Raw genomic sequence first — 13,220 nt, 5'->3', positions numbered from 1 at the left:
CCAATACCAAGCCCTGATCGACCAAAGCGACAAAGGCCCAGTCAAACAGCGCCTCTACGACGTGATCGACACCAACCAAGACAGCCACCTCACCAGCGACGAAATCCGCGCCGCACACAGCAAGCCTTGGCAAGCCCAAGCCCTCGGCCAACTGATCACCCGGCACGAAAGCGAGTGGTTCTGGAACCAAACCAAATGGGACGAGCTTGACGTCTTAATGGAGCACACCCCAGTAGACCCGAATGCTGTGTGGGTGGAAGAGAAGAAGCGAATTCAGAAGCTGTGTTGGTGGGAGGGTGTGGCTGAAAAGGTGGGGCTTAATGGGAGTGGAAGGGCGTGGCATTTGCAATCGACTGCATTGATTGCGAAATACCAGCAGAGCTCATGTAACTGTGAGCTGTCCGTAGAGAAGTTTAAGTCTGTATTTGGTGATAGGCGTATTTTCTCTGCATATAATATGCCGAAGGATGGGGATGCGTTTAATGGCTCTATAGGAAGATTTGTAGATCTAATTAACTCTGCGTTTAAGTCTTACGGTTTTGCCTCTTGTCTTCACAAGGCTCATTTCTTGGCGCAGTGTTATCATGAAAGTGATCACTTTAATACAATGGTTGAGTACGCAGATGGATTGGACTACGACTTGGCAACCCATCCAGCTACTGTATGCAGTGCTTATGGTGTGAACAGCAGGGCGTGTAGAAGACACCGGCAAATCATGGCAGAAGGGAACACGGTAGTAGGCGATGGTCCAAAATATAAGGGGCGAGGTCTTATACAAATAACGTGGAAGAGCGCTTATAAAGCTTTTAGTGACTATAGCGGGGTTGATTGTGTGGGTGATCCTGATGCTGTGGCTAGAAATATGGAGTTGGCGATAAGTGCCTCTCTGTGGTTTTGGACGGTATTCAAAGGCGAAAGCTTAAATAAAAAAATTGATCGATACTATCAGGAGTTGTCTTCTCAGTCGGGGCTTTCTGAAGCACAAAAAGATGATGAGGTTGTGCGGAGAGTAACAAAAATTGTCAATGGGGGGCGTCGCGGTCTTGAGGCAAGGCAGCAATTATTTCGAGTGATTAAAGGGAACGTGAGATGAAAGCGGTTATGGTGTTGAGTTTTTTGTTGCTATTGCAGGCGCTGCCTGCGCGAGGGGAGGTCGCATATTTAACTTTGGATGAAGGTTTGGATTTAAGTAGGGATGCCGCTATTGTAGGTTGCGATACAACGAAAGTGAAAGCGTATGTTGATGATCAGTACCTTGTTCTGGAAGCTGGCGCTAGTAAATTCTCTGTGGATTTAGATGATATTCCCGAGGGTGGTGAGTTAATTGTTGGCGATATTACAGGGGTGGGGGGGTGTGACTTTGCAGTTCCATATGGGAAGAGTGATGTAAACGAGAGCTACACGCTTTTTTTGAACGATCCCTTAAAGGGGGAGCTTGTTGAGTCGAAAGTCGGATTGATTGTGAATCCAGATTTTGGGCAGCGTAAGATCATTAGCTCGTATCGAGACATGGCTAGGTGGCACGAAGATACTCTTTGCTATTCTGCTAGTAGAAATGATTATTTCCTATGCAAGAAGAAAGTGGATATAGATGATTTTCTCGCTAGGGAAAATGTTTGTGGTGAGCGTTCATGTGGATCGCCAAAGATAATCTATAAATCTAGCCTGTTGCAGGCGTTTGCAGTCGTTTCGGTGGCTAAGGCAAGGCTCAATAATAGAGTGTCTGATGGTTTTTTTGAAGAAAGAAAAGGCTATCTGGTGGGTGGTGATAAGGTTTTGCTATTAGATTTCTTTCAGGCCCCTAAGGGGCTCTATTATAAGGTTGAATATTCTGGTGGTGTTTCTAAGGTGGAAGGGTGGATTTTGTCTTCGCAGTTAATTTTTAATTGAGTGATATTAATGCAGGGGCGAAAAGTTGATTGGTTTGTTTATGGTTGGTATCGCATAATAAAAAAGCTACACCTTTCTCTGGAAAGGTAATGACTGTAGGCGCGTGTTAAAAGTTGCTTAATCCATTTGCCGCCATGGCCGCGCTGGCCAAAGCCAAGGGCGGGTTTTACCCCGTGGGCAATAATGGCCTGTGGCATGGGGGTATTCATTTCGATAGCGGCACCCAAGCCACCTTCGATCAAAGTAGCGTGCGCTGCATGGCCGATGGTGAGGTGGTGGCTTATCGCATTGACGAGCGTTACCCCGTCAGCGAGTTCGCGAGGGATGTGCCGACCTTCAAGCGAGCGCCGTTTTCCTCCGGTTTTGTCTTGGTGCGTCATCGCCTACAAGCACCAGCGCTGAATAAGCCCGGTGCAGCTACGCCGCCGGCTATCACGCTCTACAGCCTGTATATGGGTAATCCCCCCATATTTAACGCTCGCCAGAAGTAGAGGTTAGGCTGCTAAGGCCAGTTTCTGTTTGGGGGTGATGCCTCCGAGGGCCATATTCGGGCGCTCGTGATTGTATGTCCAGATCCAGTTTGTTCCGTAGTCTTGCACCTCAGCTATCGACTCAAATAAGTATTGCCCTAGCCAGTCGTAGCGCACCGTTCGGTTGTAACGTTCGACGTAGGCGTTTTGCTGCGGGTTGCCGGGCTGAATATGCTCTAGGCGGATGTCGTGCTTTTCAGCCCAGAGCACAAGCTTGCTGCTGATGTACTCAGGGCCATTATCGCTGCGGATTGCGCGCGGCTTGCCACGCCATTCAATCACCTGATCTAAGGCGCGTATCACACGCTCTGCCGGCAGAGACAAGTCGATATCCATGGCCAATGCTTCACGATTAAAGTCATCGATCAGGTTGAATACCCGAAAACTACGGCCATCCGATAACTGATCGTGCATGAAGTCCATCGACCAACATTGATTGATCGCTTCAGGCACCGCCAGCGGTTGGGGCTTTTCCCGTACGATGCGTTTGCGCGGCTTGATCCGCAAGTTCAGCTCCAGCTCACGATAGATGCGGTACACCCGCTTGTGGTTCCAGCGGTAGCCTTTCACGTTGCGTAGATATAAGAAGCACAAGCCAAAACCCCAGTTGCGTTGGTTGTGGGTAAGGCGGATCAGGTGGTCGGCAATCTCAGCGTTTTCCGAAGATAACAGCGGCTGGTAGCGGTAGCAGGTAATGCTCACGCTAAAGGCTTGGCACGCCAGCTTGATACTGATTCGGCCAGCCTGAACGACTTGCTGCGCCATCTCCCGCCGCCGAGATGGCTTCACCACTTTTTTGCCATGGCCTCCTGGATGATTTCAGCCTTGAGGCGCTCCTCGGCATACATTTTTTTGAGGCGACGGTTCTCTTCCTCAAGCTCGCGCAGGCAGGTCATCAAAGATGCATCCATGCCGCCGAACTTGGCGCGCCATTTGTAGAAGGTCGCCGAACTGATGCCATGCTCGCGACACAGCTCCGGTGCCGGCGTGCCTGCCTCGCCCTGTTTGAGAGTGGCGATGATTTGGCTGTCTGAAAAACGGGATGTCTTCACGCAAAATTTCCTTGGTCCGGTTAGGAGAAAATTCTACTTATGGCGAGTGCTTTTTTCAGGGGGGATTACCGGGTGACCTAAGGAGGCCGCCAACACCCTTTGGGTGTGAGGCAGGTCTGGAACAGCTTGGCTGGAGTTGTTGGAAGATTGAACTCAGTGAAAATGGTAGAAACATCCTTGAAATTCGTCAGGTTAATGTCCCTACTCGCCCTCTCGACAACTGGAACTACCTTTGGCTGAGCTATCGCTCGGAACTGGACTCCCTTGATGAAGGCACATTGACGCTTCATCTGGATATCCCTCAATGGGGGCTTCGCAGCAGTCATGATCAGCCATTGCTCTACCTTCACCAAGCGCGCGAGCCTAAGTTAGCAGGCTCCCCTTGGCGTTACTTGCTTAGCCAAAGCGACGAGGTATTAAACGCAAATTATCAGCACCTGCTTGAAGTCACGCCAAAGAGTCTCGCTGAATCGCTGCGTCAAGCTCAGCGCGCTTGGCTTCGTTATCGTGATGCGGATTGTTTAGAAATGAGTTCAACCTACCAGCAACGTTGTCTTTACCTACGAACCCAAGAGAGGGTGGAGTCCTTGCGATACATACTCAATGGAAATGTACAGATACAGTCTTCACTTGGCACCTGATCTTGCCCGCCCTTAGTAAGCGCCATGAGCAGGCTTTTGCTTAACCCAAAGCCCGCTGGCTAAGCCAAAACCGCAAAGTCTTCGCGCAGCGCTCTAGGGTGGACTAGGTCGCTGCGCTTAGGTTCATCTTGCGGTTAATCACACATTGGATGCGGTTTGTGCGGTGCTTGATGGTTCGGTTTGGTAGGCGTCGGCGATCATTTGTTTCACTTTGTAGGCTTTCCAGCCGAGCATGCGGGCGGTGCATAGGACGCCGCCCATTAACGCGCCGCCAACGCCGGCGGTGACGACGTCGGAGCCGGTCAGGTAGAAGTTTTTGATCTCGGTTTGCGGGTGGATCCAGTGTTGTTCAAAGCGCTTGACGGTGTGCTCTAGGCCGTAGATTTCGCCGACTTGATTCCACTGGAACCATTCGGTGGAAAGCGGCGTGGATAGCTCGTAAAAATCCAGTGCTTCGCGCAGTTGCGGTTGGTGTTGGTACAGCGCTTCTAACAGTACTTGGCTGATCTTTTCTTTGAAGGCCTCGTAGTCTTCACCACGCTTGTTCCAGGTGCTGCCTTTCCACTGTTCAAACCAGTGCGGAAAGCTTGGGGCGACAATTTCGACTGTCGATTTATCGGGGTAGCGGCGGTTCCAGTCTGGGTCTTTGGCCGACGGGAATGAGATGTAGATCATCGGGAAGTCCATGCCCGGTGAGTCCATAAAGCGTTTTACCGACAGGTCGTGATTGAACTCCGGATAGAGCCAGTAGTTGGTTTTCGGCAGTTTCAGGGTTTTGCTATCACCATTGAAGCCGGCGTAGATGCAGACGTGCGAGGCCGAGGGTTTGACCTGTTCGGTTTGCTTGAGCAGGCCCAGCGGTGCGGCGACGGTTTTGGGCAGTAGTTTGTCGTAGGTCGGTAACAGGCCGGCACAGCTGACGATCTTGTCGGCAGTGATGACGTGGCCGTCTTTGGCCATTTTGACCCCGTAGGCGGTGTTGTCTTTGACCAGCACTTGCTCCACGCCGGCATAGGTAAACACATGGCCGCCCGTCGCTTCGATCACAGGAATGATGGTTTCGGCGATGCGTACTGAGCCGCCGACGGGGTAGTTGCCGCCGGTGATGTAGTGTTTGGCGACCATGGCGTGCATGACGAAGGCGGCTTGCGCCGGCGGCAGGCCGTAATCGCCCCATTGCGCGGTGAGCACGCCGATCAGTTCTTGGTTTTGTGTCAGCCCTTCGAGTACTTCGCGCGTGCTTTGGAAAAAATAAGCAGGGAACAGGCGACGGCGCAGCTTGTTGTACAGCGTGCCGAGGCTACGTGGCAGCGCTTGGCCGGCGAAGAAGCGCGGGATTTTGCTGCTGACTTCGCTGATCAGGTCGACATAGCGGTCGATTGCGGCGCTTTCTTCGGGGAAGTGGCGTTTAATTTCTTCTTTAAACGCATCGCGGCCGGCGAGGTAGCGGAACTCTTTGCCGCCAATCACGATGTGGTCGTAGTGCTGGTCCATCTCGGCCCATTCAAGTTGGCCGTCGGTGATGACGTCAAACACGCGGCGAATCACCGACCATGGCTTGTGTACTTCGCCAATGTAATGCACGCCAACATCCCACTCGTAACCGCCGCGCTCATACACATGGGTGTACCCGCCGGCGGTGTAGTGCTGCTCTAGCACGCAGACTTTCTGCCCCGTTTTGGCCAGCAACGCCGCCGTACAAAGCCCGCCAATGCCTGAGCCAATCACGATGGTGTCGTAATGAGTGAGTGCTTTTTGTACGCGAAAACGGGTGCCGGTGCGTTTCATGGTGGGGCCTGTTGTTTGTTATTTTGGGGAGCCTAACTATGCAATTAATTGCATTGAGGTATTGTTACGCCAGTGTGCGGAGTAATGCAAATATTTGCATAGTACCGGCGTGGTGCTGACGTGATGCGGATGTGCGCGCCCCATGGCGTAGAATCCGCGCCGTTATTTGCTGTTTTGTTTACCTAGGAACTGCCATGTCTTTGCGTCACGCGATTCTGACTTTGTTGGCCACCGAGCCCGGTAGTGGCTACGACATCGTGCAGCACTTTAAACAGTCGCTGGGCTATTTCTGGAATGCCAAGCACCAGCAGGTGTACCAAGAGTTACGGCGCTTGAGTGAGGACGGCTGGCTGGCTTGCCAGCTGGATGCGCAAAGCGACAAGCCCGATCGTAAGGTCTACAGCTTAACGCGGGCGGGGTTGGCGGAGTTGCAGCGTTGGCAGGCCGAGCCCGCGGCGCCGAACAAGATTAATGACGCGTTGCTGGTGAAGCTGTACGGCGGTGCCTTGGCTGAGCCAGATAATCTGGTTGGCGAGCTTGAGCGCCATCGGCTCACGCATGCGGACACCCTGACACGCTTACAAGCCATTGAGCAGCAATACCGCGCCCTGAGCGCGGCTGAGCAGGCACAACAGCGCTTGCCGTATCTGACTCTGCGGCGCGGTATTTTGGGCGAGCAAGCGTGGCTGGCGTGGGCGGATGAAGTGCTGGCGGAGTTAAAAGGCGCGTAGCCCGCGCCGGGTGCGGCACTGATCTACGTGGCAAGCCACGGCGGCGGTTGATCGCGTGATCACTCGCCGCCGTGCTAACCCTTATGGCGCGGGTGTGAGTTGTAGTGTGCCACTGCTGTGTCGGCTGATGTCCTCTTCGCTGAGCCATTGCTGGCGGTATTCGCCGCGAATGTAACGCTCGGCTTGATCGTCATAATGCTGATCGCCGTATACACCGCTTTGCCCGACTGGGTTGATACCAAGCGATTTTTCCGGCGCGGCAAAGTCGATCAAACGACGGGTCGACGGCCCGTAGCTCACCGACCACGGCGCAGGGCCCATGCTGCTGGAGAGGTTGTTGGGCGTCTCATGCCCGCCGGGGGCTGCCAGTGGCCCGACGTTGAAGACCCAGCCGAGCACGCCCCCCTGACTACCCAATGGGTGCAGATGGGTGAGTGTGTGGCTTGCGCCCCAGCGCCCCTCATCGGCGAGTGAGTCGAATTCATCGAGGGCGGCTTGCCACGCTTGCACCAGAATGTCGCGGCGGCTTTCTGATGCTTCGCTATGCACGTTGTTCCACCACGGTGAGCTGGCATCGGCCAGCAGACGCGGTAGCGCGGTGTCGAAGCTGCGCACGGAGAGCAGCGCGGTGAACAGGTCTTCGCCAAGCTCATCGGCCATGGCGGCGCGGGTGATCGCATAGCTGAGGCTGGTGAACAGGCTGGCGGCTTGGCTATCGCGGCGGTAGTCGCCGTCCCACTGCGCCAGTTGGTCGAGCAGGGCTTGTTGTGCGTCATCATCGCCGACGAGCTCGCGCAAGGTCGGGATGATCACGGCGAGCGTGCGCGGGCCGTAGGCGGTGCCGCTGTCGAGTTGCAGGGCGCGGCTGTTGTCGGTGTTCCAGCGCACGCCGGGGGTGCTTAAACGGTGATTCAAGCGTTGGGCACGATCGGGCAGGTTGTAATAGCCGGGAATATCGATACCGCTAGCGGGGGCTGGCTGGTGGTTGGCCGACAGAATGTAGCCTCGGCTGGGGTTTTCTTCCTGCGGATTGGCGCTAAACGGGTGGAAGGCTTGCGGCGTGGTGTCATCAAGGCTGCCATCCAGAATAAAAGTTGGGTTACCCGGGGCGCTGCGTTGGGGGAGTTTGGCGGCTGCCCACCAAGCAATGTCACCTTTGGCGTTGGCGTACATGATGTTCAGCCCGGGGGCCTCGATCTGTTCGACGGCCGCACGCGCTTTCGCCAAGGTGTCGGCGCGGCCAAGGTCGTAGAAACCTTCCAGAATGGGGTTTTGCTCGGTCAGAATCGGCCACCACAGGCTGATTGGCGTGCTACCGGCGACCTTGCCCATGGCGGGGTTGATGATCGGGCCATTGGGCGAGCTTTGCAGGGTTAGCGCGACGGGTTCGGCGCCTTTAACCTTGATCTCGACCACCTCTTCGCTGAGTTCAACCCACGCGCCACGGTGCCAGACTTGTTGCGGGTTGTCGGGGTTCACTTTTTCCGCGAACAGGTCCATGTCGTCGTTCTGGAACATGGTCACGCCCCAGCCGAATTCACTGTTATGCCCCAGCAAAGGCACCGGCATCAGCGCTTGAAAGTGTCCGTACAGCTCGTGGGTGGGGCTTTGTAGGTGGGCCTCGTACCATACCGAGGGCACGGCAAAGCGAATATGCGGGTCGCTGGCCAATAACGGCTTGCCACTTTGTGTGCGGCTGCCGGCCACCGCCCATGCGTTACTGCCTTCAAATTGCGGCAAGCCGCTGCCTTCGAGCGCTTGCGCACTGAGTGCGGCGAGGTGGCCAAGGCTCTGCCAGTCAGCCTGCGCCAAGGGGCGATCGACCACGCCTTCTGGATACCAGTTCAGGTCAAACATGCGTAGGTAGTCGCTACCCAGCTCGTCTTTGATAAAGCTCAGCACCGGCTCGGCGCGCAAAGCGTTGGCAAAGCTAAAGGCTAAGTAGCCGGCGGAGGCGTAGGTGTCTTCGACGGTAAAGGCACGCTTGGGAATGCCCAGCAGATCAAACTCCAGCGGGGTGGCGCATTGCTCAAGGCATTGGTTGATGCCGTCAAGGTAGGCGGTCAACGCTTGGCCGGCTGGGGTGCTGGGGTCAAAGGTGGCGGCGCGCTCGCGTGCTTGCTGATCGAGCCGCAAGGTGCGGAACAAGGTGTCGGTGGGGACGAGTTGTTCCCCGAGCACTTCGGCCAGTTGCCCGCGCGCAAGGCGACGCAGCATTTCCATCTGGAATAGGCGGTCTTGGGCCTGCACGTAGCCGAGAGCGCGGTACAGGTCGGTCTCGTTTTGCGCTTTGATATGCGGCACGCCGGTGGTGTCGTAGGTCACGCTGACGGGCGCGCTCAACGCTTGCAAGCTGAGCTCGCCGCTGCGCTTGGGCGTTTTGCCATCCAGATAAGCCATGGCGCTAAAGCCCGCCACCGCGAGCGCTAATGCTGAAAAGCCGAGCAACCGCCGCATACAGAATCCTCTTGTCGTTGTTATCGCAGGGTGTAATGCCCTTGATTCTGCGACGTTGCCTGTTCTGCGGCATTGACCTTTTGTGTGGTGATGCATATTTTTAAGTCAATTCTGTGAGGTGCTTATGAACGAGTCCGTCGTGCCCCCCTCTTCAGCGCCGCTGACGCACTCGGTGACCTTGCGGCGTTTTTTGTTCGAGGCCTTGGCGGCGCTGGGCTTTGATCCCGGGCAGATTTACCGTCAAGCCTTTCAGGGTGCCGAGCGCAATTTATTGCTCAGCGATGGCCGCGAGCCGCATGAGTTGGCACCGCGCTTTTGGCAAGCGATTGCCCCGCTGACGGGCGATGCGCAGATTGGTTTGCACTTGGCCGAGGCCATGCAGCCGCGCGCGTTGGACGTGGCGGGCTACCTGTTGTTATCGGCGGCCACACTGCGCCAAGGGTTGCAGGCGTTGCTGGAGTATCAGGCGTTGTTGTCGGGCGGTTTGCTGGCGCGGCTTGAGGTTAACGGCGCGCAAGCACGGCTGATTTTTGATCTCAGCTACCAAGGCATGCCGTATTTGGCGCAGCAAAGTGATTGTTTGGCATTGCTGCTGCTCAAGCTGCTGCAGTGGGTTAGCGATGGCCGTGTGCAGGTGCAAGCGGTACAGCTGCGCCACCCCGCGCCGGCGCAATGGGGGGAGTACGAGCGCTTGTTAGGCTGTCGCCCACACTTTGCCGCCGCGCATGATGCCCTGTGCTTTCAGGCTGATGTGTTGGATAAGCCGTCACGCAATGCCTGCCCCTCGGTGTTTGCGGCGTTGCAGCGTGAGGCGCAGGTGCAGTTAGCCAGCCTAGTCGGTGATTTGTTGCTGCAACGTTTGCGCAATCAGCTGCAGGGGCAGCTCGGCACGTCGCAGGCGATGACGTTGGCGCACAGCGCCGAGGCGTTAGCGATGCCGGTTGGCGCACTGAAGCAAGCGCTCAGCGAGCGCGGCTTAGGCTTTCGCCAAGTGTTGGATGGGGTGCGGCGGGCGCAGGTGAGCGCACTGCTGACGCAAGCGATGCCGTTTAAAGAGGTGGCGCGACAGCTGGGGTATGCCGAGCTGTCGCCGTTCTATCGGGCGTTTCGACGCTGGTATGGGCAAACCCCGCAAGTGGTGCGCCAGCGTCTTAAGGCCGAGGTTTAGTCCAGCGGGATCTGGCGCAGGGCATCGTAACGGCTAAGCGAATCCAGCTGGCCTTCAATCAACATAAACCGCAGCGCCACGCGCGGGCTGATCTCGCTCGATAGCTTGTTAATAAAGTGCTCCTTCAACACGCTGCGTTGGGCGTCGCGCTTGAGTACCTGTTCAAGGATATTGGCCGCGTCAACTTGCGTTAGGCTTTGGCTGTTATGCAGGCGCGCATAGTCGATCAGGGTGCTGATGCCTTGATTGGCCAGCTCGCTGATCTGCCCGCGATAGTCTTGGTACAGCGGCCAAAATTTTTCCGCTTCGCTGGCACCTAGGTTGAGGTTGCTGTCGATCGTTTGTTTGCGCCCCGCCTCAACGTTGACCAGGGTGGCGGCCAGTTCGGCTTTGGCGCTTTCGATAGTTTCTGCTTGCGCGATGGGGGTGAAGGTTAGGCTGGCAAGCAGGGCGGCGCTGAGTAAGGTCCGAAACATGGCGATCTCCTTGGGTGATGGCTCATGCTGCCTTGCTGATATCAGGGTGGCAAGTTACCAGCGGCAGAAACAACCCACGGCTAAGGTGTTGCTGCTTTGAATGCGCTCGCCGGTGAGTAGGCGATCCAGCAATGGCTCGATAAAGCTGTTGGCGGCATTGCACACCATGCCTTCGCTGTAGGGGCCAAAGTAAGCCAGACGGCCTTGGCTATCCCAAATACCAACTGCCGGGCTGACCGGTGGACGAAACGCGGCGTTGGCTTCAAGGGCCAGTACATCGCTGAGCGGGCCGGGCAGTTGCCCCGATTCGCTGGGGTGTTTGACGTGAAAAAACTGCACCGGCTGTTCGCGGTACTTCACCCGCAGCTCATTTAAGTGCGCTTGGTTGGCAACATTGCATGGGCAGCCCGGCTGCCAGAAGTGCACCACGCGAATCGGCCCAGCGCCGCGCAAGGCTTGCGGCGCGTGCCACTGCAAGGCGTCGAGGTGACTGTTGCTGTCGCTAAAGGGGCGAATATAGCTCTGCTGAAACCACAAGAAAGCGGTCAGCATTGCCAGCAGCCACACAGCGACGGCCGCTAAAGTCAGGATGGGTTTGGCCTTCACAGGTGTGTCAGGTCCTTGTGCCTTGGGATAACTCCGCGCAAACGCTGGCGGGCGGCTATTATCGGCAACATAGGGCAGTGATGCGAATGATTTGGAGCAACGTAATGGATCAGCAAGGCCTCGCCAAGCTCGTCGAGCAACTACCGGATTTGGGTGCGCCAGTGCCGGATTTGGCAGCCGCGTATTGGCAGTTTTATCGCCTCCCCATGCCCGAGACAGGCGTGCTGCAGGTGTTGCTCGGGCGGCGTGAAGTCGGGCCTTATCGAGTGGCGCTGCAAGCGTGGTTGCCGCAAGGTCGGCCGCTCAAAGGCACCTTACTGTTGCTGCACGGCTATTACGATCACATGGGGCTGTACGGCCATCTGCAACGCTGGGCGTTGAGCCATGATTTGGCCGTGTTGGCCTGTGATCTGCCGGGGCACGGGCTATCCAGCGGCGCGCGGGCCAGTATTCAGGACTTCCACTTTTATCAGTTGACCTTGCAAGGCCTGATGGCAGCGGCGACCGAGTTAGCTTTGCCACACCCGTGGCACGTGATGGGGCAAAGCACCGGCGCCGGCATTTTGTTGGATTACCTACTGCATAACGAAGCGCCGACGGGGCTGGGCAAGGTCATGCTCTTGGCGCCGTTGGTGCGGCCGGTGTCGTGGGGGATGTCGCAGTTGAGCTACCGCTTGCTGCGCCCGTTTGTCGATAGCATCCCGCGGCGCTTTGCCAATAACAGTAACGATGCCGATTTTTTGCGCTTTGTACGTGAAGCTGACCCGCTGCAGCCGCGCACCTTGCCGGTGGATTGGGTTGGGGCGCTGGCGCGCTGGATTCCACGCATGGAGGCCGCTCCGGTCAGCGCCTTGCAGCCGATCATCGTGCAGGGTGAGCAAGATCAAACCGTGGATTGGGCGCACAACTTACGCGTGCTGGGGGAGAAGTTTGCCGCGCCGCAGGTCTTCACCTTGCCCACGGCGGGGCATCATCTGGCCAACGAGCATGCCGATATCCGCGCGCGCTATTTGGCTTATTTAAGCCAGCAATTGCTGAGCTAAACGGCGTTACGGCAGCGGCTGGCCAACCGCAAGGCCCGCACGCAAGGCCTTGAGTGCGGCGGCATAGTAAGCGCGACCCTGGGCAGACTCAGCAAACTCGGCAAAGGCCGCTAGCTCGTGGTCGTCCAGTTCGCGGTATACGTGCAACAAGGTTTGCACTAAATCGCCGGCCATCTGCTGTTGCAGGCGGTCGCGCTGGTTTTGTACCAAGTTTTGCGTTTGTTGGGTGTCGAACAAACCCGGCAGCATTTGGCTCAAGCTGTCAGCGGCGATGCTGCCCAAGGCCAGGGCGACTTCCGCACCGGCCTCGCGCACCGGCAGCACAGCGCTGAGGCGCTGCGCCATGGCGCGCCGCTCAGGACTGGCGCTGACGGGGGCTATGCCTTGGGCGTTGCGCTTGAGTTCGCTCGGGCTTGAGGCGTGCACCTCTTGTATGACCACGCGCTGACCCACGGGGCCGCTAAAAAACGCTAAGGCCGGTGCTGTTTCGAGCCCTTGCTGACGCAGGCTATTGAGCAAGCGCTGCTCGATGTGTGCGCTGCCTAAGCGGCGCTGCGAATTGTCCTTAAGGCTTTGATAGACCGCCTCAGGCAGGCTGTTGCGATAGCTCTGCTGGGCATTTTGCAGGGCCAGTTGGAAGTGCTGTTGTTGCTGCTCCCAACCGGCGGCGCGGTACAGCGCAACATAAGGATCGGCCAGCAACAAAGGGGCAAACAAAACACAGCACAGGGCAAGCAGGGCACGCATGATGGGGGTCGCATGAGGGGTAATGAGCAGGTGGCTATTGTTTCGTGCGCCGGCGCGCTTGTCGAGTGGCGTGCGTGCGCGCTTCGTCGGC

13 protein-coding genes are annotated in these 13,220 nt (G+C 56.8%); 7 read left to right on the top strand and 6 right to left on the bottom strand.

The features are described 5' to 3' along the window. From MKI83_RS14210 to MKI83_RS14200, 3 genes are all read left to right on the top strand, one after another. A partial coding sequence (locus MKI83_RS14210; RefSeq protein WP_306423266.1) for a glycoside hydrolase family 19 protein occupies positions 1 to 1,093 on the top strand: 1,093 nt, incomplete at its 5' end. Next, a complete protein-coding gene (locus tag MKI83_RS14205) occupies positions 1,090 to 1,890 on the top strand; it encodes a hypothetical protein (RefSeq protein WP_241587630.1) in 801 nt (266 codons plus the stop codon). The genes MKI83_RS14210 and MKI83_RS14205, both read left to right, overlap by 4 nt. Positions 1,891 to 2,003: 113 nt before the next feature. After that, complete coding sequence (locus tag MKI83_RS14200; protein ID WP_306423265.1) at positions 2,004 to 2,381, top strand: hypothetical protein; 378 nt, start codon at positions 2,004 to 2,006, stop codon at positions 2,379 to 2,381. Positions 2,382 to 2,384: 3 nt separating this feature from the next. Here MKI83_RS14200 and MKI83_RS14195 read toward each other — a convergent pair. Continuing rightward, positions 2,385 to 3,472, bottom strand: a protein-coding gene (locus MKI83_RS14195) for an IS3 family transposase (protein WP_241587627.1) whose coding sequence is annotated in 2 segments (ribosomal slippage) — positions 2,385 to 3,220 and positions 3,220 to 3,472 — 1,089 coding nt in all. Because the reading frame shifts where the segments join, the coding sequence is not laid out codon by codon here. Between MKI83_RS14195 and MKI83_RS14190 the strand changes: the two genes are divergently transcribed. Further along, positions 3,463 to 4,113 (top strand): lysozyme inhibitor LprI family protein, encoded by a 651-nt coding sequence (locus MKI83_RS14190; protein ID WP_241587624.1) that lies wholly within the window; start codon positions 3,463 to 3,465, stop codon positions 4,111 to 4,113. The two genes, MKI83_RS14195 and MKI83_RS14190, sit on opposite strands and share 10 nt — an antisense overlap. Positions 4,114 to 4,251: 138 nt before the next feature. Here MKI83_RS14190 and MKI83_RS14185 read toward each other — a convergent pair whose 3' ends face one another. Then, positions 4,252 to 5,901 carry a phytoene desaturase family protein gene (locus MKI83_RS14185; protein WP_241587621.1) on the bottom strand — a complete coding sequence of 550 codons (1,650 nt, stop codon included), beginning with the start codon at positions 5,899 to 5,901 and terminating at the stop codon, positions 4,252 to 4,254. A 194-nt stretch (positions 5,902 to 6,095) separates the two neighbouring features. On the opposite strand from MKI83_RS14185, the gene MKI83_RS14180 reads away from it, so the two are divergent. After that, complete coding sequence (locus tag MKI83_RS14180; protein WP_241587619.1) at positions 6,096 to 6,632, top strand: PadR family transcriptional regulator; 537 nt, start codon at positions 6,096 to 6,098, stop codon at positions 6,630 to 6,632. An 81-nt stretch (positions 6,633 to 6,713) separates the two neighbouring features. Here the strand turns inward: MKI83_RS14180 and MKI83_RS14175 are convergent, their stop codons facing one another. After that, positions 6,714 to 9,089, bottom strand: coding sequence for a penicillin acylase family protein (locus tag MKI83_RS14175; protein WP_241587616.1), 2,376 nt, complete (start codon positions 9,087 to 9,089; stop codon positions 6,714 to 6,716). A 139-nt stretch (positions 9,090 to 9,228) separates the two neighbouring features. Here MKI83_RS14175 and MKI83_RS14170 point away from each other — a divergent pair, with 139 nt between their 5' ends. Next, complete coding sequence (locus MKI83_RS14170; RefSeq protein ID WP_241587614.1) at positions 9,229 to 10,257, top strand: AraC family transcriptional regulator; 1,029 nt, start codon at positions 9,229 to 9,231, stop codon at positions 10,255 to 10,257. Here MKI83_RS14170 and MKI83_RS14165 read toward each other — a convergent pair. Together MKI83_RS14165 and MKI83_RS14160 are read right to left on the bottom strand one after the other, a co-directional pair. Beyond that, a complete protein-coding gene (locus MKI83_RS14165; RefSeq protein WP_241587612.1) occupies positions 10,254 to 10,733 on the bottom strand; it encodes a hypothetical protein in 480 nt (159 codons plus the stop codon). The two genes, MKI83_RS14170 and MKI83_RS14165, sit on opposite strands and share 4 nt — an antisense overlap. Positions 10,734 to 10,787: 54 nt before the next feature. Beyond that, positions 10,788 to 11,339, bottom strand: a complete 552-nt coding sequence (locus tag MKI83_RS14160; protein ID WP_241587610.1) for a DUF6436 domain-containing protein — start codon at positions 11,337 to 11,339, stop codon at positions 10,788 to 10,790. 104 nt (positions 11,340 to 11,443) lie between these two features. Between MKI83_RS14160 and MKI83_RS14155 the strand changes: the two genes are divergently transcribed. Beyond that, positions 11,444 to 12,382: an alpha/beta hydrolase gene (locus tag MKI83_RS14155; protein ID WP_241587608.1), complete on the top strand. Its 939-nt coding sequence runs from the start codon at positions 11,444 to 11,446 to the stop codon at positions 12,380 to 12,382. A 6-nt stretch (positions 12,383 to 12,388) separates the two neighbouring features. On the opposite strand, the gene MKI83_RS14150 is transcribed toward MKI83_RS14155, so the two are convergent. Next, the gene (locus MKI83_RS14150) at positions 12,389 to 13,129 is read right to left on the bottom strand and encodes a hypothetical protein (RefSeq protein ID WP_241587606.1); all 741 of its coding nucleotides are present in this window, start codon (positions 13,127 to 13,129) and stop codon (positions 12,389 to 12,391) included. Positions 13,130 to 13,220: the final 91 nt, after the last annotated feature.

It is taken from the genome of Atopomonas sediminilitoris, from assembly GCF_022601735.1.
In the GTDB taxonomy this organism is placed as follows: domain Bacteria; phylum Pseudomonadota; class Gammaproteobacteria; order Pseudomonadales; family Pseudomonadaceae; genus Atopomonas; species Atopomonas sediminilitoris.
This window is presented reverse-complemented; position numbering and strand designations above follow the sequence as displayed.

What these genes read in the sequence shown, in the direction of transcription:
- MKI83_RS14205 (WP_241587630.1), top strand. Translation starts at nt 1,090, where the DNA reads ATGAAAGCGGTTATGGTGTTGAGTTTTTTGTTGCTATTGCAGGCGCTG.
- MKI83_RS14190 (WP_241587624.1), top strand. Translation starts at nt 3,463, where the DNA reads ATGTCTTCACGCAAAATTTCCTTGGTCCGGTTAGGAGAAAATTCTACT.
- MKI83_RS14185 (WP_241587621.1), bottom strand. Translation starts at nt 5,901, where the DNA reads ATGAAACGCACCGGCACCCGTTTTCGCGTACAAAAAGCACTCACTCAT.
- MKI83_RS14180 (WP_241587619.1), top strand. Translation starts at nt 6,096, where the DNA reads ATGTCTTTGCGTCACGCGATTCTGACTTTGTTGGCCACCGAGCCCGGT.
- MKI83_RS14175 (WP_241587616.1), bottom strand. Translation starts at nt 9,089, where the DNA reads ATGCGGCGGTTGCTCGGCTTTTCAGCATTAGCGCTCGCGGTGGCGGGC.
- MKI83_RS14165 (WP_241587612.1), bottom strand. Translation starts at nt 10,733, where the DNA reads ATGTTTCGGACCTTACTCAGCGCCGCCCTGCTTGCCAGCCTAACCTTC.
- MKI83_RS14155 (WP_241587608.1), top strand. Translation starts at nt 11,444, where the DNA reads ATGGATCAGCAAGGCCTCGCCAAGCTCGTCGAGCAACTACCGGATTTG.
- MKI83_RS14150 (WP_241587606.1), bottom strand. Translation starts at nt 13,129, where the DNA reads ATGCGTGCCCTGCTTGCCCTGTGCTGTGTTTTGTTTGCCCCTTTGTTG.